Below are 20,465 nucleotides of genomic sequence, written 5' to 3'. Positions count from 1 at the left end.
ACCCGACCCCGGTCGAACACCAAACTACCCGATTCAAGGAACCTGAATGCTGATCTGGCTTGCCGTCTTGGGATACATCTTCAGTGGCGCCATCGCCCTGCGTGGCCTTTACCGGGTGGAGCTGCCGCCCCGGGCTTGGGTATTCTGGCCCGCCGCTGTGGCGGTTCTTGCTCATCTGTCGATTCTGGCGTCCGAAGTCATTGTGCTCGGTGCACTGCAAATCAGCCTGACCAACGCGGCCTCGGTTATTACGTTTTTCATTGTGACGGTTCTACTGATCAGCGGCTGGTCTAAACCGTTGCACAGCTTCTTTGCCTTTGTGCTACCGGCCGCTGCCCTGATCATGATCGTTGTTGCGGTAACGCCGCAGGAGTTTGCGCCCAGGCTTTATCAACCGGGCGTGGTGTTGCATGTCTTTCTGTCCATGCTGGCTTACAGCGTCATCACCATTGCCACCCTGATCGCCCTCTTGCTGGGCATTCAAAACCGTCAGTTACACGAGCACCACCTGAGTGGCCGGCTGAACCGGTTTCTACCGCCCCTGCAGACCATGGAACGCCTGCTATTTGAATGGCTGATGATCGGCTTTATTCTGCTAACCGCAGCGATGATCTCGGGCGGGCTCTTTGTTGATAATCTGCTGACCCAGGATCTGGTGCATAAAACCGTGCTCACCTTTGTGGCCTGGCTGTTTTTTGCCGTGCTGCTGTTTGGTCATTTTTACCTCGGCTGGCGCGGTGCGCTGGCCAGCCGGCTGACGGTGTTTGGTTTCATCTTTCTGATGCTGGCCTTTTTCGGCTCCAAATTCGTGCTGGAATACCTGCTGCACCGCTATGGGTAGGCTTAAAATGTGCGCCAATTCCGGTTATTCCTTGACACTGAACCCCTCACACCGCTAAAAAGCACACTTATTCGGTAATTTAGGTTCCCCACCTTGAACGATCTACCCATAGGCCTGCTGTTTCTTATGCTGGGCCTGCTGCTGCTATTCTCTGCTTTTTTTTCCAGTTCAGAGACCAGCATGCTGTCTCTGAACCGTTATCGCCTCAAACACCTTGCCAATGAAGGCCATCGCGGCGCCACCCAGGCCCGTCGACTTCTCGATACGCCCGACCGGCTTATCAGTGCCATACTGATTGGCAATAATCTGGTCAATATCGCGGCAGCCTCGCTGGCGACCCTCATTGCGATCCGACTGATGCCCGAACACCCGGACCTGGCTTTGGGCGTATCCACGGTCACGCTAACCCTTGTTGTACTGATCTTTTCTGAAGTCACTCCGAAAACCCTGGCCCAGCGCTACCCTGAAAAAATAGCCTTTCCAGCTTCCTATGTCTTGCGTCCGCTTCTTGTCTTTCTGAAGCCCGCCATTTGGCTGGTCAACCTGATTGTGAAGGCCATTTTCTGGCTGATGCGCGTTGGTCACTCGCATGCAGGCCAGGAAGCTTTGTCGGCAGAAGAACTAAAGACCATAGTGAACGAGTCTGGCGATAGCCTGCCGGCGCAGCGCCAGAACATGCTGCTGGGCATTCTGGAGCTCGAAAACGTCAGCGTGAACGACATCATGGTGCCCCGTAACGAGGTGTCGGGCATTGATATGGAAAACGACATCGACACCATTGCCGATCAGATCCGTCGTACCGAATACACCCGCTTCCCGCTCTACAAGGGCGATCTGGATAAAGTCATCGGCATTATGCACATTCGCGATGCTGCTGAATTCCTCTATGCCGATGAGCCGAGTAAGGTCATGCTGACCAAGGCGGCGAAAGACCCCTATTTCGTACCGGAAAACACCCCACTACACACCCAGCTACTGAATTTCCAGGCGCAACAGTTGCGCATGGGCCTGGTCGTCGATGAATACGGCGATATTCAGGGCCTGGTAACGCTGGAAGACTTGCTCGAAGAGATTGTCGGTGAATTCACCACAGATTTTGCCAACAGCAGCAAGGAGATACACCCTCAGCGGGATGGCTCCTACGTGATTGACGGCACCGCCAACATCCGGGAAATCAACCGTGCTCTGGGCTGGGAGCTGCCCATCGATGGCCCCAAAACCCTGAATGGCCTGATTCTCGAGCACATTGAAGACATCCCCGATGCCAACCTGAGCATCAAGATCGACCGTTACCTGATCGAAATCCTCCAGATCCGGGACAACGCGGTCATCGCCGCCAGAACCCGCGAGTTGCCTGCCAAGCGCAAGTAAATCTTTATTCGGTGGCTGGATGCCGTGTCGGCTACCGGGTGTGCCTATCCGGGGCCGGGCGGAATGCCGCCCACTCAACCCATCCATGGGGCCTAGACTTCGGGATATGAATCCCCTCCCTGGGATTCACCCTTTGGGTTCGCTGCGCTCATGCTAAAACGCTCCTGGCGTTTTAGTCCATGCCTCAGACTTCCCCAGATAGGCACACCCGGCAGCCAACACTCACAAGGTGGTTGCATTCAAACTATTTAAAATAAAGCTCTTCGTTTAAAACCAGCTATCCTTTCCCTGCGTATCCAGTTGTACAAATACTGATCAGAGGGGAAGTGTGTCATGAAACGCTGGCTTGGAATCGCAATGATGGGCCTGGGTCTGGCCACCGCCGCCCTGGCCGAAAACACGACCCCACCCGAAGAATTTCAACCACTGATCACCCAGCAACTGGGCGCGTTGCAAAATGGTGACGCTGATACGGCCTATGGCTTCGCTGATGCGGGCATCAAACGCCAGTTTGGTTCGCCCGATCGCTTCTACCGTATGGTCCAACAAGGCTATCGCCCACTGATCGACTTCACTGTCATGCGCTTTGAAGAAGCGCGGGATGGGGGCGACGCCTGGATACAGCCGATCTGGCTCCGCGACCGAGAAGGCGACGAATACATGGCCTACTATGCCATGCGCTTGAACAGTGAAGACCAGTGGCGCATTGCGGGAGTGCAGCTTACGCCTTATCAGTCCCAGGCATTTTAGGCGTTGAGAGCCTGACCCTCGCCACCCTTTTCAGGTAAACTGCGCCTCTTTTATTTCCAGGGGGCGCTTTCCCGTCATGGCCTTAAACATTCGCATTATCCTGATCCAGACTTGGCATCCCGGAAACATTGGCGCGGTCGCGCGGGCCATGAAAAACATGGGCTTGTCCGATCTGGTGCTGGTGAATCCGGTCGATTTTCCGAGTGATGAAGCCTACAGTCGCGCAGGCCAGGCAACGGATGTTCTGGACAGTGCTCGCATCGTTCCCTCTTTGGCCGAGGCCATCCACGACTGCGTGCTGGTGGTAGGTACCAGCGCCCGTGATCGCAGCATACGACTGCCCGCCTATACAGCTGAGCAATGCGCCGAAGAAGCCGTTTCGTTACAGCAACAGGCGCCAGTGGCCATTGTGTTTGGTCGTGAGCGCATGGGTCTGCATAACGATGATATTCAGCAATGCCACGCCCAGTTGAACATTGATGCTAACCCCGACTACCCGGTGCTCAATCTCAGCCAGGCGGTACAATTGGTGTGTTACGAGGTATTCAAAGCAAGTCAGCGGCAAAACCAGTTACAGCAAGTCGAAGAAGACTATCCGTTAAACGAGGATCTGAACCGGTTTTACAATCACCTGGCTCAAACGCTGGATGAGATTGGCTTTACCAACACCAAAGCGCCCGGTCAGGCATTAGACCACCTCAAGGCTCTGTATCGTCGGGCGCGCCCTACGGCGAAAGAGTTGCGATTATTGCGCGGGGTGCTGAGTAAAGCTCAGGAAGCAGCGGACAAACGCTGAACACCTCAATCAATCAGAGTGTTCAGCGTTTGTTTGATAGAGTAAATACAGGGCCTAAAGGCCTGGCCCATTTTATTTTAATCAGTCGCCCTTGATCACACCACGGCGAATCTGATCTTCCTCGATTGATTCAAACAAGGCTTTGAAATTACCTTCGCCGAAGCCTTCATTGCCTTTGCGCTGAATGATTTCAAAAAATACCGGGCCGATAACGGTGTTGGTAAAAATCTGCAATAAAATACCGGAATCTTCCGGTGCGCCATCGATGAGGATGCGCAGGTCACGCAATGTGTCGACCGGTTCCTGATGGCCCTTTACGCGCTCATCAATTTTGTCGTAATAAGTATCCGGCGTTGACATGAATTTCATGCCACGCTCGCGCATGGTGCGCACAGTCTCATAGATATCTGACGTTGCCAGTGCAATGTGCTGGATGCCTTCACCTTTGTATTCACGCAGGTATTCTTCGATCTGGGATTTATCGTCGCTCGACTCGTTGATTGGGATGCGAATCTTGCCGCAGGGGGAGGTCATGGCTTTTGATACCAGCCCCGTCAATTTGCCTTCGATATCGAAATACCGAATCTCACGGAAGTTACCGATACGCTCGTAGAAGCTGGCCCAGACGCCCATATTGCCGCGCTGAACGTTGTGCGTCAGATGATCGACATACTCCAGACCAACACTGTTTTCAGCGACTTGCGCTTCCCAGCCCGGATAAAACTCAAAATCGATGTCATAAATCGACGAGCCGTCATACCGGTCGACAAAATAAAGCGTGCTTTCGCCAATACCAAATACACCCGGAATGTTCAGTTCCATCGGGCCAATCTTCCCAGTAAAGGGTTTGGCACCGGCCGCAACGGCCTGGTCCATCGCCTTGGCAGCATTTTTAACCCGCCAGGCCATGCCATTCACGCTGGCGCCGTGCTGATGTGCAAAGTTTTCGGCGTGCGAATTGGGTTCTGCATTCACAACAAAATTAATATCGCCCTGACGATAAAGCCAGACGTTCTTGTTCTTGTGTTTGGCCACTTCGGCAAAACCGAGGCCAAGAAACAGGTCTTTCAGATTCTGAATGCCCTGGGCATCTGGCGCGGTGTACTCAACAAATTCGAAACCGTCGGTGGCCAGCGGGTTGGCGGTGCCTTGTACCTGCATATCGGTCATGGTGCGTATCTCCAGTTAAGACAAAATCTGTTTTTATTATCAGCACTGCTCCCCGTCGGCGACGAGAAAGGAAAGCGCTGTTTTAGTCTGGAGAAACTGTGAACCGACCCGGAGCAGAACGCCAGTGTGTGCCACCAGGTTGGTTGGAGTGCGGTGTCAGCCAAATCCGTAAAGCCTGGCGGACATTGTTTACAGAAGCCAATAAGTCTATTTATATCAATAGGTTACTGGGCCATCTCATCTGTAAAACCCGACCTAAACGGACGGTTTCTGATACAGAGTGATAACCAGCAGGCCACCTGTAGTATTAAACTTAAGTTTCGGAGTTCGCCGAGGAGACAAGCAGCGGATGCCGGGGGTGTCCCTTTGGGGTAGTCCGCAGCAGGGACTAAAACGCCGGGAGCGTTTTAGCACGAGCGCAGCGAACCCGAAGGGTGAATCCCATGGATGGGATTCATATCCTGCGGTCTAGGCCCGAGACGTCGGACCGCAATGGATGGATTGAGTGGGCGGCATCCCGCCCGACCCCACAGGGGCACCCCCGGTATCCGGTGCGAACCAATGCCACCCAGCCGACTCAAACTCCAGGATTTAAGCTTCAATAAAGCGCCTAACGCTTGGCGTGTTTGCCGATGCCGTATTCGCGCAGCTTGTTGGCAATTGCTGTGTGCGATACGCCGAGTTTCTTGCCCAGTTGCCGACTGCTTGGGTAGGCCGGATAGAGCCGCCGCAACAGGTCGGATTCGAAGCGTTTCATGGCTTCGTCGAGGGAGCCGTCAAAATTCTCTTCGGCATAGCCCCAGCCGCTGGTAAAACTCGGCAATTGCAAATGCTCCGGCTCGAGTATGTCGCCTTCGGCCAGGGAAACCGCTCGCAACAGGGCGTTCTCCATCTGGCGGACATTACCGGGCCAGGGGTATTGTTGCAGCGCGTTCTGGCAGGCTCTCGATAACTTGATGCGTCGTCGCTGGGGTTCGGCAAACCGGGCAATAAAACGCTCAGCCATCGGCAGCACGTCTGACTTGCGATCCCTCAGCGGCGGAATGTGCAACGTCAGTACATTCAGTCGATAGTAGAGGTCTTCGCGGAACTCACCTTTATGTCCCATGTTCAACAGGTCTTTCTGGGTTGAACAGATGATGCGCACGTCGGCCCGGTACTCTTTCTCGTCGCCCACCCGCCGGTAGGTGCCATCCTGCAACAGGCGCAGAAACTTGCTTTGCAGCACCTTCGACATATCGCCGATTTCATCCAGGAACACGGTACCGCCTTCCGACAGCTCCAGAATCCCTTTTTTGGCCTGGGTAGCGCCTTCAAAAGCGCCAGCCGCATAGCCAAACAACTCGCTTTCCGCGACGTTATCCGGCAAGGCCGCGCAGTTGAGCACCAGGAAGGGTTTGTCTTTACGCAGACTGTGCTGATGACAGGATTTGGCCAGTAATTCCTTACCCGTGCCTGTCTCGCCAGTGATCAGCAAAGGCGCATCGAGCCCTGACATCCGTTTGGCCTGGCGGATCACGCGCTTCATCGACTGGCTTTCAGCGATCAGCATTTCGAACTCACCGGTTTGCTGGTGATAGGCGGTCATCTGCCGACCCAGACGCTCTGGGGATTTGAAGGTAATCACACCGCCCGCAAACAGAGTTTCTCCACTTTCGGGGCCTTCGCCCGGCAACCAGATCGGGTAAATATCGGCCAGAAACGTTCGGCCTTTTAACTGCATGTGGGTCGATTCAGTTGCGGGTTTTTTGCCGCCCAGCCATTTAGTGAAATTAAAGCCTTTTACCCAGTTTTTGAGCAGTTTGTTAACCACATCAGCATCGGGCAGTTGCAGGATATCCAGCGCTGCCTCGTTGGCGATCACCACATAACCCTTGCTGTCGATTGAAATCACCGGCTCTGGAAGGGTTTTCAACAGGGTTCGCAGTTCCTGCTGCTCCCGCTCGGTAGGCATATAGGGGATCATCGAGACGTCATGAATGCCGGGAATCAGTCGAATCTCAGGCATCAGGTGCTGAAACTCGTCAAACTCAACGGTGGGGAAATTCAGGTAGATCTCACCAGTGGGGTCAATCTCGATACCGCGCAAATCGATCTGGTGATTCACCAGAATATCCAGCACCTCGGCACAGATACCAAGACGTTCTTCGCATTCAATTTTCAGCCGCATGCTGCTCTCCGTTATCTACCGTCTGTACGGTGATCTTGCCGGAGGCCTAAGCTGCCGCAGAAGCGACCTATTGTCAACTGTTCTTTACAGGCTTGTTAACTCACGAGCCGGGGCGCTGACAGCACCCCGCCCCGTGGCTTTCACTGCCCTGTTAACAGAGCATCGGTTTTGGCCGAACAGATAAAATCATTGCGATGCAGACCTTTGATTTTATGAGTCCACCAGGTCACCGTGGTTTTACCCCATTCGGTAACAATTTCCGGGTGATGCCCTTCAGACTCGGCCAACTCACCAACCTGATTAGTAAAATCCAGAGCGGCGCGGAACGTTTTAAACTTGAAACTGCGTTGCAACTGCAACATGCCATCACGGGTGATCGGCTGCCAGTCCGGAATGTCTTTAATCAATTCCGCCAATTCTTCATCTGAAACCTGGGGCGCTCCGGCCCGGCAGGCCTCACAGTGTTCTGCTGCAAGAGTCATGCTGTCTCCTTAGTTAACTCACGTTTCGGAGTTTGGGTCACCTGAGAGGCCTTGGCCCGCAGCGGATGCCGGGTAGGCCCCTGTGGGTTCGGGCGGGATGCCGCCCACTCAATCCTTCCATGGCGGTCCGACGTCTCGGGCCAAGGCCGCAGGCGAGGCGTCAGACCGATCCATACTGCGGACTACCCCACAGGAGCCCACCCGGCACCCACTGCCAGTCTCCTGGGCGAACCTCGAAACTTGAATTTGTTAATTCATTTAGGTCATAGACCGATACCGGTTCACACCGCCTGCTTTTGCTCAAACCGCGGGGCAAACAAGCCCAACCGCTTGGCCTCCTGAACAGCCCCCATAATATCCACGCGGGCGATATCATAGAGCTGATCTACCGACTCCAGACAGTAGTAAACCGGCTGCATGATGTCGATGCGATAAGGCGTACGCAGCACCGAGACCAGGTCAAACGGCAACCGCTCGGGCACCTCGCTGTTAAAGGCATAATCGGTTTCACCAGGGGATGACAGGATGCCACCACCATAAATGGCCCGGTTATCACCCGATTGCAGCAACCCGAACTCGACGGTGAACCAGTACATTCTGGCCAGGAAAACGCGGTCTTCTTTCGAGGCGTTCAGGCCCAGTTCGCCGTACAGCTGGGTAAAGTCAGCAAAGGCCTGATGTGTCAGCATGGGGCAGTGGCCGAATATCTCGTGAAAGATGTCCGGTTCCTGCAGGTAATCGAGTTCACGCTCCGAGCGAATAAAAGTCGCCACCGGGAACTGGCGGCTGGCCAGTAACCGGAAAAACTCAGAGAAATCGATTAGAGCCGGTACCGGGGCTGTCTTCCAGCCGGTGGCTTTGGTCAGCACTGCATCAATTTCGGCCAGTTGCGGTATCCGGTCTTCGGGCAGGTTCAGGTGCTCCAGGCCGTCCAGATACTCCTGGCAGGCCTTGCCGGGAATGGCCTTGTTCTGACGACGGACCAGCCGTTGCCATATATCGTGCTCAGCTGCTTGCCAGGCCACATGCCCCTGAGCATCGGGCTCATGCGCCACATAGCGGCTTGCCTTTGCCATTGTATTCACCCTTGTCTTTTTTGTGTTCGGGATCGGAAACCATGCTGGCTGAATGGACCAGTCATCATTTCAACGACAATGATTGAGGCCTCTGTTGTACCTCTGAACCCGTCGGGGCAACAATGGGAACGTTGCTGGTCGTAGCCTGGAATTTTGTCAACACTGGTGGACGAACAGCCCGCAGAGCCAGCAATGGCAAGGGGCTGTCAGGAGAGGGTGGCGATGGCCCTGGCGGTGGTCAGGCCGCCTGAATCGACTGAGGTGCGCTGAATTGGACATCCTGCCAAAGCTCGGAAACCAGGTCGGCCACCGACCGCGTTGGATACTGCTGCAACCAGTCAACAATGGCCTCGGCCACGTTCGGGTAATTCACCAGTTGCCGCTCTCCGGTTGCCAGAAAATAGGCAATAGCCTCGGCGCTCAATTCCGGCATCACCTGTCCGAGACCCAGTTGCTCGAGTGCCGCAGCGTTAGACGATTGCTCCATTTGGCCGTGAAGGGGTTTAACCAGAATCCGTTTACCCAGGGCAAGCGCCTCGCTGGTCAACTCAAAACCCGCGTTGCATACCACCGAGCCACACTGGTGCAAAGACACCTTGAATCCGTCGCGGCTGAACCCCCTAACCGTTACATTGCCGTATTGCCCGGGCGTGAGATCACCACAGTGCATAACAAAACGGGTCCGCTTCAATGGCGCCAGCAAGTTGATGATGCTGCGGCTGTTTTCAAACGGCAGATAGATCAGCACAGAATCGAGATCACCGGGCTCAGGCTGTTTTACCGGTTCGATGATGGGCGGCAGTATCTCATTGTCAAAATGATGCCAGTGTACGCCCAGCCCCAGCGTAACCGGCGCAAACCAGCGCATGATCGCCTCAGACACCACAGAGTGCCCGGCCTTGGGAATATCATGTGCAAAGGCATACTGATGCCCAATGCCAATACATGGCACGCCTCGACGACGCGCCGCCCAGGCGACCACCGGTTCAAAATCGGTCAGCACCAGATCGTACTGCTCGGGAGACAGGGTTCGAATATCGCGCCACAAGTCGCTCATGGAGGCGTCGTTCATGGTGCGACGCATGTCAATTTTACCGTTGTGAACCTGGAAGGTCAGACCACGAAAACAATGAAAGTTGCCAAAGCCTTCCATATCAAACAGCTTTTCGCGCTCCCGGCCGGAAAAAACCCAATCGACCTCAATACCGCGAGACGCCATTGCCTCGGCCATGACCCGTGCACGGGTAATGTGCCCATTACCGGTTCCCTGAACACCGTATAAAACCTTCATCACAGCCACCCCTGCGTTGCGAACCAACCAAGCATGCCATAACCGACCAGACTGCCCAGGCAAGCGCCGACCAGGGTATCTGTTGGGAAATGCACGCCTAGAAAAATACGAGAACCGGCGACGCCTGCAGACCAAAGCAGCAGAAAGGGCAGTAAGGCCGGTAGCTGACTGGCCACAAGAAACGTAAACAGGAAAGCGCCGGAAGTATGGCCGGATGGAAAACTGAACTTGTCGGAAGGAATGATAAAACTGGTGAATTCGTCCAGCGCCTGTTGCGGACGATTGCGCCGGCAGGTGTTCTTCAGCACCCAGTAGATGCTGCGCTCTACACCGTAGGCGCAGAACGCCAGCGTCGCCAGGGCAAGGCCTGAATCGCGTTGCACCAGGGCGTAGAAAGCAAAGAACAACAGGTACATCCAGCCATCGGCCGTTCTGGACACCGCCCGGCTAAGTGCCGTCAATTGCTCGCGTCGACGCCTTGCCATGCACCAGTTAAACGTCTGGATGTCGAGATGCTGAATCGTCTGCAACCATTTCATAATAAACCTCCATCGTTCAGAGCCTTATTATTCAGTTTCAGATGTCAGCTATCTGACAATTGCGTGAACCTTCAATGACACCGGGCAGTATCAGGCCGGCGGCAACTCGGCAGGCTTGAACGTGGAGGTTTCAAATGCGGCTTGCAATTGCTCTACCCGGTGACGCAATGCATGCCGGCTGTAGGCTTTGGGCGGCACAGCGCCCCAAACGGGATTCGGCCAGGCGGCGTCGTCCTGCTTGCGCATCACATGGTGAATGTGCAATTGCGGAACGACATTCCCCAGCGCTGCGATGTTCATTTTATCGCCGTTGTAGGTAGCCATCAGGCGCTCGGCCACAAACGAGCTTTCCCAGATCAACTGTTCCTGATCGTCGACATCCAACTGGTAGATCTCGCTGATGCCCTCACGCTGAGGCACCAGTATCAGCCAGGGGTAATTGGCATCTTTCATCAGCAGAATGCGGCTGACCATCAGCGAGCCTACTTCCACACAATCATTTTGCAGTCGATAATCCAGTTCAAACATGATGTCCTCCTTCGACCGGTCATTCTACCTTAAGCGGCCCGGGCATTGCGATGTCGGCTTGGAACCAGCTTGCCGGTCCCTATAATAGCCGGACGTTTTATGGAAACTGATTATGCCAACCGTTACCTGGCACACCCACTGGGCCGCAGCAAGCGGCGCTCAGCACAACCCGTTCCTGAAGTCTTCGTTTCTGTCGACACTTGAGCAAACCGGCGTTTGCAGTGAAAACTCGGGTTGGCAGCCGGAACATCTGAGCCTCAATGAGGGCGACCAGACCCTTTGGATGCCGATGTACGCTAAAACGCACTCCTGGGGCGAGTACGTTTTTGACTGGTCCTGGGCGCATGCCTATGAGCAGCACGGCCTGCCCTACTACCCAAAGCTGGTGGCGGCCATTCCCTACACACCCTCCCAGGGACCGCGCGCTACCCAACCATTGACTGCAAGCCAGGTGACTACGCTGGCTGGCGCGATTGAAGACAGGGTTCGGGACCAGGCTTACAGCGGTGCCCATCTGCTGTTCCCGGATACTGAAACGGCCCGGCTCTGGCGTCAAACCGGCTGGGCAGAACGCTGTGATGTCCAGTTTCACTGGAAAAACCGGAATTACCGGGATTTCGACGATTTTCTCGACCGGTTCAGCTCGCGTAAACGCAAGAATACCCGCAAGGAACGTCGCTCCATTGCCGACCAGGGCCTCAGTTTGCGTTGCTTTGAAGGCACCGACATCAGCCTGGACACACTGCATCGCTTTTATGTGTTTTACCACGCCACTTATCTGAAACGGGGCCGTCAGGGCTACCTGAATCGGGCGTTTTTTGAGCAATTGCTGGCCCGCCAACCTGAAACCCTGGTGCTTTTCATGGCCTACGAGGGTGAAGAAGCCGTGGCCGGTGCCCTCTGCTTTCGCGACGATACATCGCTTTATGGTCGTTACTGGGGGTGCTTGGCCGAATACAACAACCTGCACTTTGAAACTTGCTACTACCAGGGCATCGACTACTGCATCCGCAACGGCCTGCAGCGTTTCGACCCGGGCACCCAGGGCGAGCACAAGGTTGCGCGAGGCTTCGAGCCGACGCTGACCCACTCTTTCCACTGGTTGGCACATCCGGAATTCAGAGACGCAGTGCAACGCTTTTGTGACGAAGAAGCAGAGATGGTGGCACACTACCGCCAGCAAATGATCGAAGCCCTGCCCTTTAAAGCCACCGCGGATGGAGAATCACCATGAAGTATCTGCACACCATGATTCGCGTCACCGACCTCGACGCCTCACTGCATTTCTACTGTGACCTGCTCGGTCTGCAGGAAATTCGCCGCAAAGACGTACCCGCCGGCAAATTCACCCTGGTGTTTCTGGCCACCGAACCCGGCGAACCGGAAGTCGAACTGACCTACAACTGGGAGTCGGATGAAGTGCTCGGTGGCGGCCGGAACTTTGGCCACCTGGCCTACCGCGTCGACGACATCTACGCCCTGTGCCAGCACCTGCAGGACAACGGCGTCGCCATTCTGCGACCACCCCGCGACGGCCACATGGCCTTCGTACGCAGCCCGGACAACATCTCGATAGAGCTGCTGCAAAAAGGCGACGCCCTGCCCAGCCAGGAACCCTGGGCCTCAATGCCCAACCAGGGCGAGTGGTAGCCTAACGGCTTGGTGCCAGGAATCCGTGTCAGGCACCGGGTGTACCTATCCGGGGCCGGCGTGAACCCGTCCATGGGGCCTAGACTTCGGCATCCATGCCTCAGACTTCCCCGGATAGGCACACCCGGCACCTGACACTCAGTTGGTTGCTAACTCCGAAACTAGGGCTTGTACTTATAACTCAAGTTTTGGAGTTCGCTAGCAAAGAATTAGCACCGGATGCCAGGTAGGGCTATCGAGGGTGGTCCGCAGCAAGGATGCTGCGGTCCAGGCCCCATGGATGGGTTGAGTGGGCGGCATCCCGCCCGACCCTCGATAGCCCTACCTGGTGGCCGGTGCGGACGACTGGCAACATAGCCAACCGCGAACTCCAAAACTTGAGTTATAAGGGCACCACTACACCTTCAGGCGTATTGTCCCTACAATACGCGGCCAACACTCATTGCAACCCAGAGATCTCCAATGCGCGCAAGCAAGTACCTGATCGCCACCGTCAAGGAAACCCCGGCCGATGCCGTTGTTGTCAGCCACAAATTAATGCTGCGGGCCGGCATGATCCGCAAGCTGGCCTCGGGCCTGTACACCTGGCTGCCGACGGGCTTGCGGGTTTTGCGCAAAGTCGAACGAATCGTGCGCGAGGAAATGGACCGATCCGGGGCTCAGGAATTGCTGATGCCTTCCATCCAGCCGGCTGAACTGTGGCAGGAAAGTGGTCGTTTCGACGCTATGGACGGACTGATGCTGCGCATGAAAGATCGCCATGAGCGGGACTTTGTATTCGGCCCGACCCATGAAGAAGTCATCACCGACATCGCACGAAATGAACTGACCAGCTACAAGCAATTGCCGGTCAATTTCTATCAGATTCAGACCAAGTTCCGTGATGAATTCCGGCCCCGCTTTGGCGTGATGCGCGCTCGCGAGTTCATCATGAAGGACGCCTACTCCTTTCACATCGAGCCGGAGTCACTGCAGGCCGAATACGACAATATGTACGCCACCTACTGCCGGGTGTTTGACCGCCTGGGCCTCGACTACCGCCCGGTATTGGCCGACTCTGGCGCCATGGGCGGCGCGGCCTCGCACGAGTTTCAGGTACTGGCCGACTCCGGTGAAGACTACATCGCCTTTTCCGACAGCAGCGACTTTGCCGCCAACATCGAAATGGCCGAAGCGCTGATGCCGTCGGAACCGAGAGGCGAAGCAACAGAAGCATTACGCAAGGTTGATACACCGGATACCAAGACCATTGAACACCTGGTCACACGCTTCAACCTGCCCATCGAGAAGACCATCAAAACACTGATCGTCGAAGCGGAAGAGGACATTGAGGGTGGCCTGATCGCGTTGATCGTCCGCGGTGACCATGAATTGAACGAGATCAAGGCCGAGAAACAGCCCGGTGTTAAAGCGCCGCTGACCATGGCCAGTGAAGAAGCCATTCGCGCGGCCGTAGGCGCTGGCCCGGGGTCACTGGGCCCGGTTGGCTTGCCGATTCCGTTGATCATCGACCGGTCCGTCAGCGTCATGTCTGATTTTGGTGCCGGTGCGAATGAAGACGACAAGCACTGGTTTGGCGTCAACTGGGAGCGCGACGTCGCTCTGCCAACCGTTGCCGACTTGCGCAGCGTGGTCGAAGGCGATCCGAGCCCGGACGGCAAAGGCACCCTGCTGATCAAAAAGGGCATCGAAGTTGGCCACATTTTTCAGCTTGGCAACAAATACGCCAAGGCATTGAACGCGACCGTGCTCGACCAGAACGGCAAGAGCCAGATCATGAACATGGGCTGTTATGGCATTGGCGTCAGTCGCATCGTCGCTGCTGCCATCGAGCAAAACCACGATGAAAACGGCATCATCTGGCCCAATGCACTGGCGCCATTCCAGGTCGGTATCGTACCGCTCAATGCGCACAAAACACCTGAGGTGATGGAAGTCGCCGAGCAACTCTACGCCGACCTGCAAGCAGCCGGCATCGAGGTATTGCTGGATGATCGTGACAAGAAAACCAGCCCGGGCGTCAAGTTCGCCGATATGGAGCTGATGGGCATTCCACACCGCCTCGTTGTCAGCGACCGCGGTCTGGCCGATGGTGAGCTGGAATACAAGGCACGCGGCGCCGACGACAAAGTGGTGTTGAAGAAAGAAGACGCCATCGCACACATCCTGACCAGCCTGGGCCGCTGAATTTTACAGACGCTCGGCCGCCTACTAAGCTAATAATGGGTGTCTCTGACCTGGGCACCCAATCTGCGAAGCGCACCGGTATCGGCCGTTGCGCTTCCCGTTAGCCTGGAAGGAGAAGTCCAACATGAAGCAGGAGTCCCTCACCGTTGCTGACTGCATGACCCCGGCCCGGGTCACCATTCCAGCAACAGCGACCGTTACCGAAGCCGTTCAGAAACTGTTGAAAAACAAGATGCTCGGCGGTGCGGTGGTTGACGATCAGCACCATCTGGTTGGCTACATTTCAGAACAAGATTGCCTGAAGCACCTGATCACCGACAGCTACTACCGGGAAAACACGACCCTCGTCTCAGATATCATGCGCCAAGATGTGCTCACCATGTCGGGCGAGATGAGCATCATCGATCTTGCCCAGATCATGACCCAGGACAAACCCAAAAAATACCCGGTCACCGATCACCGCAAACTCATCGGTGAAATCACCCGTACTGATGTGCTCGCCGCCCTGCTGCGGCTTCGGGCCTGGCACAAAGAAACGGCCTAGTGGGAGCCTCTGGCTCAGAGACTCAACAATCAGAGTTCGGCTTGCCTTTGAGGCATTGGCCCGCGACGGATACCGTCGCTGGTCATTGCAGCAAACTCCGACTCTTGAGTTTCTGACCCGTGTTCCCCTAGCAACGTTAACCACCCTCAATTTACACCCTGGCGTCAACGGACCTCGAATTTAGCGGGTATTTCGTTAGAATACCCTCCGTCGTTGTCGCCAAGTGTCCCAGTTCATGATTCCACGCCTGAAAGATGTATCACCGGTCCAGAGCCATTATCTTGCTTTTATCGATGCCCTGCGCAAAACCGGGTTTGAGGGTGAACTGAATCCGGATTACGCCAACCGCACCGTTCTGGCGACAGATAACTCCATTTATCAGGTGTTGCCTCAGGCCGTGATCTACCCGCGCCATCGCGAAGATTTACAGCGGCTGACCCGACTGATCAGCCAGCCCGACTGGCACAGCATTGTCATCAGCCCACGCGGCGGCGGTACCGGCACCAATGGCCAATCTCTGACCGACGGCATTGTGGTCGACCTCTCCCGGCACATGAACCGGATTCTGGAAATCAACGCTGAAGAAGGCTGGGTGCGGGTTGAGGGTGGCGCGGTTAAAGACCAGTTGAATGCCGCGCTGAAGCCCCACGGCCTGTTTTTCGCACCGGAGCTGTCAACCAGTAACCGGGCCACCATTGGCGGCATGATCAATACCGATGCCAGTGGCCAGGGCTCGGTCATGTATGGCAAAACCCGGGATCACGTGCTGAATCTGAGCACTGTATTACTGGATGGCACTCTACTGGAAACCGGGGTCCTGGACGAAACCCGTCTCGCTGAAGCCAAGGCACAGCCTGGCCTGACCGGACGAGTCCACCAGACGGTCGACGATATCCACCAGCGTCGCCAGCAGGACATCGAAGCTCGTTTTCCAAAACTGAACCGGTGTTTGACCGGCTACGACCTGGCCCATATTCGTGATGATCAGGGCCAATTCAACCTGAACAACATTCTGTGCGGTTCGGAAGGTACTCTCGGCTTTATTGTCGAGGCGCGGCTGAATGTACTCAGCATTCCCAAAGTGTCTGCACTGGTTAACGTGCGATATGACAGCTTTGAAACCTCCCTGCGCGATGCACAGACACTGATGCAGGCTCGGCCGACCTCGATCGAGACGGTCGACAGCCGAGTGCTGGAACTGGCCAAGGGCGATATCGTCTGGAACACCGTGGCCGAGTACTTCCCATCCGCTGAGGGCGAGATCGTCAATGGCATCAACCTGGTCGAGTTTACGGCCGACGACGATGCCACCCTGGAGGCCGGCGTAAAACGCCTGACTGACTCCCTCGATGCGTTGCAGGGGCAACCCGGCAAGTGCAATGGCTACTCGGTGGCCTGGGGTAACAAGGCGGTCAATCAAATCTGGGGTATGCGCAAGAAATCGGTTGGGTTGCTGGGCAATGCCCAGGGCGAGGCGCGGCCCGTACCTTTTGTGGAAGATACCGCAGTACCTCCCGAAAACCTGGCCGACTTCATCATGGCGTTCCGTAAAGTCCTGGACGACGAAGGTCTGACTTACGGCATGTTTGGCCATGTAGACGCCGGTGTGTTGCACGTACGGCCAGCGCTGGACATGAAAGACCCGGAGCAAGTCAAAACGGTGCGCCGGGTGACGGATGCTGTCGTTGAGCTGGTTCAACAATACGGCGGCCTGCTCTGGGGTGAGCATGGCAAGGGCGTCCGTTCCGAGTTTGCACCGGCCTTCTTTGGCGATCTGTACCCGGAATTGCAGGCGATCAAACGCGCCTTCGACCCGCACAACCAGCTCAACCCTGGCAAAATTGCCACGACAGCACCTGAACTCAAGTTACTGGCGATCGATGCGGTGACACTGCGCGGCGACTACGACCGCACCATCCCGGTGGAAAGCTGGTCTTATCAATCCGAAGCCATGTACTGCAACGGTAACGGTGCCTGCTACAACTACGACCCGAACGACGCCATGTGCCCCTCCTGGAAAGGCACCCGCGAGCGCAAGCATTCGCCCAAGGGGCGCGCCTCACTGGTTCGCGAGTGGACCCGGCTGCTCGGCGAGCAAGGTCAAAATACCCAAAGCCTGGCTGCGGCCGAAGCGCGCCGCGTACCACTGCTGCACTGGATTCCGCGCGCCTGGAACACCTGGCGCCGGGAGCGTGGCGATTATGACTTCAGTAACGAAGTCTACGAGTCAATGTCGGGCTGTCTGGCCTGTAAATCCTGCACCGGCCAGTGCCCGATCAAAGTCGATGTGCCGGAGTTCCGCGCCAAGTTTTTACATCTGTATTACGGGCGTTATCTGCGCCCGCTCAAGGATTACTTTATTGGCACCCTGGAATTTGTCATTCCCTGGCTGGCAAAGCGCCCCTTCAAATGGGTCTACAATGGCCTAATGGCGGCAAAACCGGTGCAATGGTTTCTGGAGCATGTCGCCGGCATGGTCGACAGCCCGCGCATACACCGCCATCAACTGGGCAGCCTGATGCACAAGCTGGGCATTGACTGGGCCGAGGCAGACATTCTTCAGGGCTTGCCGGCGGCTGAACGCGAGCGGTCTGTGGTCATTGTACAAGATGCCTTCTCCAGCTTTTTCGACACCGATACCGTGGCCGATATTCTGCGCTGCCTGCAGCAACTGGGTTTCAGAGTCTGGGTTTTGCCCTACAGAGCCAACGGCAAACCCCTGCACGTTCATGGCTTCCTGAAAACCTTCACCTGGGTTGCCAAACGGCGCCAGAGAGATTTTGCAGAGCTGGAAAAAAGCGGTATTCCACTGGTCGGTATCGACCCGTCAATGACCCTCGCTTACCGGTCGGAATACAAAAAGTACCTGGAAGGTGACGTAACGCCCGTGCTGTTGTTGCAGGAATTTTTGGGTCAACGGCTGGCACAGTTGGAATCACTACAAAGCAGGTTTAAGCCGGGAACGGTCAAATTACTTGGCCACTGCACCGAAAAAACCAATGCTGCGGCCAGTATGAAAGACTGGCAGTCGGTTTTTTCTGCCTTGGGGCTAACGCTCGAACATGAAGCGGTGGGTTGCTGTGGCATGGCCGGTACCTATGGCCACGAAACCCGCAACAAAGGCACGTCAGCCACCATTTATGATCTTTCCTGGCGCCCCTTGCTGGAAAATCAGCCAGCCGAGCAGTGGGTCGCTACCGGTTATTCATGTAGAAGCCAGGCGCAACGTCAGCAGGGGGTTACGCTGAAACACCCGCTGCAGTATCTGGCCGATCGATTTACCGGCTAACGGTCCCCCCCGAACGGGGTGACCGTTTCCTGAATCACCTGCGCGCAAACCAGCATTGCCGAATCATCAATAGCAATCGTGAATCGATCGCATAGAATGCAATGATGTGAAATCTGCAACCGTCAGGTTACGCTGAAACACCACCCGCGAATACAACCCGGAACTGAATCAAAGGACACCTCATGACATCCTGGAGCCCTGAATCCTGGCGCCAAAAATCCATTCGCCAACTCCCCACCTACCCGGACCAGGAGGCGCTGAACGCCGTTGAATCCGAACTCGCCCACCAGCCCCCACTGGTGTTTGCCGGCGAGGCCCGTGCGCTTAAAAAGCAACTGGCGCGCGTTGCCAATGGTGATGCCTTTTTATTGCAAGGCGGTGATTGCGCGGAAAGCTTTAAGGAATTCAATTCCAACCAGATTCGCGACACCTTCAAAGTGCTGCTGCAGATGGCGGTTGTGCTGACCTTTGGCGGACAAAGCCCGGTGGTCAAAATCGGCCGCATGGCCGGCCAGTTTGCCAAACCACGCTCGGCCGACGATGAAACCATCGGTGGTGTCACCCTGCCCTCCTACCGCGGCGACATCATCAACGGCATCGATTTCGACGAAGCCAGCCGCGTGCCCGACCCGGCGAGAATGCTGAAGGCCTACCACCAGTCTTCCTCAACCCTGAACCTGCTGCGCGCCTTCGCTCAGGGTGGGCTGGCCGACCTGCATCAGGTACACCAGTGGAACCTGAGTTTCGTCGACAAAAGCCCCCAGGGCGAACGCTACCAGCATCTGGCCGACATGATCGACGACACCCTGGCGTTCATGAGCGCCTGTGGGATCTCTCCGGACAACACGCCGCAGATCCGCGAGACCCAGTTTTTCACGTCTCACGAAGCGCTGCTGCTGCCCTACGAGCAGGCCCTGACCCGTCAGGACAGCCTGACCGGCGACTGGTACGATTGCTCAGCGCACATGCTCTGGATCGGCGACCGCACCCGCCAACTCGACAGTGCCCATGTCGAGTTCTGCCGTGGCATTCACAACCCGCTCGGCCTGAAAGCTGGCCCCAGTACCGACCCGGAAGATCTGATCCGCCTGATCGATATCCTGAACCCGAATAACGAACCCGGTCGCCTGAACCTGATCGTGCGCATGGGCGCCGACAAAATCGCCGACCATTTCCCGGCCCTGTTGCAGCGTGTGAAAGCGGAAGGACGCAACGTGGTCTGGAGCAGCGACCCAATGCACGGCAACACCATAAAGACCGGCAACGGTTACAAAACGCGCGCCGTTGATTCGATTCTGTCGGAGGTAAAAGACTTCTTCCAGATTCACCGGGCTGAAGGCACACACGCCGGTGGGGTTCACTTTGAAATGACCGGCCGCAACGTAACCGAATGCATCGGCGGCGCCTTCGAGATCACCGAACACGACCTGGCAGAACGTTACCACAGCCACTGCGACCCAAGACTGAATGCCGACCAGGCACTGGAACTGTCGTTTCTGATTGCTGATGCAGTGAAGCAGGCGAGAAAGGGATAAAACCTGTAGTTTCGGGTTTAAGCGGAAGAAGTTGCAACCCAAAACTGAGTGTCATCTGCCGGGTAGGTCTATCCGGGGTAGTCTGAGGCATGGATGCCGAAGCCTAGGCCCGAGACGTCGGACCGCCATGGATAGGTTTACGCCGAGCGATATGTCGCACCACCCGGATAGACCTACCCGGTGGCTGACGCGGGCTCGCGACTCAAGATTGTCCGTGCCTGAAGTATAAAAAAAGCGGGCTTAGCC

The 20,465-nt window shown here is 56.1% G+C and carries 17 protein-coding genes; 10 read left to right on the top strand and 7 right to left on the bottom strand.

Annotated features, from left to right (window positions below):
• Nucleotides 1-46 precede the first annotated feature (46 nt).
• The 4 genes from ccsA (at nucleotide 47) to ABJT94_RS09385 (ending at nucleotide 3,758) form a co-directional block, all read left to right on the top strand.
• A complete protein-coding gene (gene ccsA, locus ABJT94_RS09400) occupies nucleotides 47-841 on the top strand; it encodes a cytochrome c biogenesis protein CcsA (protein WP_348475581.1) in 795 nt (264 codons plus the stop codon).
• A 93-nt stretch (nucleotides 842-934) separates the two neighbouring features.
• Entirely contained in the window at nucleotides 935-2,212 is a 1,278-nt protein-coding gene (locus tag ABJT94_RS09395; RefSeq protein WP_127555076.1) for an HlyC/CorC family transporter, read from the top strand.
• 333 nt (nucleotides 2,213-2,545) lie between these two features.
• Complete coding sequence (locus tag ABJT94_RS09390; RefSeq protein WP_348475582.1) at nucleotides 2,546-2,962, top strand: DUF4864 domain-containing protein; 417 nt, start codon at nucleotides 2,546-2,548, stop codon at nucleotides 2,960-2,962.
• Nucleotides 2,963-3,038: 76 nt separating this feature from the next.
• Complete coding sequence (locus ABJT94_RS09385; protein ID WP_348475583.1) at nucleotides 3,039-3,758, top strand: RNA methyltransferase; 720 nt, start codon at nucleotides 3,039-3,041, stop codon at nucleotides 3,756-3,758.
• Nucleotides 3,759-3,839: 81 nt separating this feature from the next.
• On the opposite strand, the gene hppD is transcribed toward ABJT94_RS09385, so the two are convergent.
• The 7 genes from hppD to ABJT94_RS09350 all read right to left on the bottom strand — a co-directional run bounded on the left by hppD (nucleotide 3,840) and on the right by ABJT94_RS09350 (nucleotide 11,014).
• Nucleotides 3,840-4,928, bottom strand: a complete 1,089-nt coding sequence (gene hppD / locus ABJT94_RS09380; RefSeq protein WP_348475584.1) for a 4-hydroxyphenylpyruvate dioxygenase — start codon at nucleotides 4,926-4,928, stop codon at nucleotides 3,840-3,842.
• 610 nt (nucleotides 4,929-5,538) lie between these two features.
• The gene (tyrR, locus tag ABJT94_RS09375; protein WP_127555072.1) at nucleotides 5,539-7,098 is read right to left on the bottom strand and encodes a transcriptional regulator TyrR; all 1,560 of its coding nucleotides are present in this window, start codon (nucleotides 7,096-7,098) and stop codon (nucleotides 5,539-5,541) included.
• A gap of 140 nt (nucleotides 7,099-7,238) precedes the next feature.
• Nucleotides 7,239-7,580, bottom strand: coding sequence for a 4a-hydroxytetrahydrobiopterin dehydratase (locus tag ABJT94_RS09370; protein ID WP_348475585.1), 342 nt, complete (start codon nucleotides 7,578-7,580; stop codon nucleotides 7,239-7,241).
• A gap of 281 nt (nucleotides 7,581-7,861) precedes the next feature.
• Nucleotides 7,862-8,656 carry a phenylalanine 4-monooxygenase gene (gene phhA / locus ABJT94_RS09365; protein ID WP_348475586.1) on the bottom strand — a complete coding sequence of 265 codons (795 nt, stop codon included), beginning with the start codon at nucleotides 8,654-8,656 and terminating at the stop codon, nucleotides 7,862-7,864.
• 238 nt (nucleotides 8,657-8,894) lie between these two features.
• Entirely contained in the window at nucleotides 8,895-9,947 is a 1,053-nt protein-coding gene (locus ABJT94_RS09360) for an MJ1255/VC2487 family glycosyltransferase (RefSeq protein ID WP_348475587.1), read from the bottom strand.
• The gene (locus tag ABJT94_RS09355) at nucleotides 9,947-10,486 is read right to left on the bottom strand and encodes a phosphatase PAP2 family protein (protein WP_348475588.1); all 540 of its coding nucleotides are present in this window, start codon (nucleotides 10,484-10,486) and stop codon (nucleotides 9,947-9,949) included. The genes ABJT94_RS09360 and ABJT94_RS09355 overlap by 1 nt, the downstream gene beginning before the upstream one ends.
• Nucleotides 10,487-10,576: 90 nt before the next feature.
• Complete coding sequence (locus tag ABJT94_RS09350) at nucleotides 10,577-11,014, bottom strand: HIT family protein (RefSeq protein ID WP_348475589.1); 438 nt, start codon at nucleotides 11,012-11,014, stop codon at nucleotides 10,577-10,579.
• 112 nt (nucleotides 11,015-11,126) lie between these two features.
• Between ABJT94_RS09350 and ABJT94_RS09345 the strand changes: the two genes are divergently transcribed.
• From ABJT94_RS09345 to ABJT94_RS09320, 6 genes are all read left to right on the top strand, one after another.
• The gene (locus tag ABJT94_RS09345; protein ID WP_348475590.1) at nucleotides 11,127-12,248 is read left to right on the top strand and encodes a GNAT family N-acetyltransferase; all 1,122 of its coding nucleotides are present in this window, start codon (nucleotides 11,127-11,129) and stop codon (nucleotides 12,246-12,248) included.
• Nucleotides 12,245-12,664: a VOC family protein gene (locus ABJT94_RS09340; protein WP_127555065.1), complete on the top strand. Its 420-nt coding sequence runs from the start codon at nucleotides 12,245-12,247 to the stop codon at nucleotides 12,662-12,664. The genes ABJT94_RS09345 and ABJT94_RS09340 overlap by 4 nt, the downstream gene beginning before the upstream one ends.
• Nucleotides 12,665-13,126: 462 nt before the next feature.
• On the top strand, nucleotides 13,127-14,851 hold the full coding sequence (locus ABJT94_RS09335) for a proline--tRNA ligase (RefSeq protein WP_348475591.1): 1,725 nt from the start codon (nucleotides 13,127-13,129) through the stop codon (nucleotides 14,849-14,851).
• A gap of 124 nt (nucleotides 14,852-14,975) precedes the next feature.
• Nucleotides 14,976-15,395 carry a CBS domain-containing protein gene (locus ABJT94_RS09330; protein WP_348475592.1) on the top strand — a complete coding sequence of 140 codons (420 nt, stop codon included), beginning with the start codon at nucleotides 14,976-14,978 and terminating at the stop codon, nucleotides 15,393-15,395.
• A 235-nt stretch (nucleotides 15,396-15,630) separates the two neighbouring features.
• On the top strand, nucleotides 15,631-18,684 hold the full coding sequence (locus tag ABJT94_RS09325; protein WP_348475593.1) for an FAD-binding and (Fe-S)-binding domain-containing protein: 3,054 nt from the start codon (nucleotides 15,631-15,633) through the stop codon (nucleotides 18,682-18,684).
• A 182-nt stretch (nucleotides 18,685-18,866) separates the two neighbouring features.
• Nucleotides 18,867-20,219, top strand: a complete 1,353-nt coding sequence (locus tag ABJT94_RS09320) for a 3-deoxy-7-phosphoheptulonate synthase class II (RefSeq protein WP_348475594.1) — start codon at nucleotides 18,867-18,869, stop codon at nucleotides 20,217-20,219.
• Nucleotides 20,220-20,465 lie beyond the last annotated feature (246 nt).

It is taken from the genome of Saccharospirillum sp. (assembly GCF_039982735.1).
Lineage (GTDB): Bacteria > Pseudomonadota > Gammaproteobacteria > Pseudomonadales > Natronospirillaceae > Saccharospirillum.
Note: the sequence above shows the minus strand (reverse complement) of the source record. Positions and strands in the feature narration are given on the sequence as shown.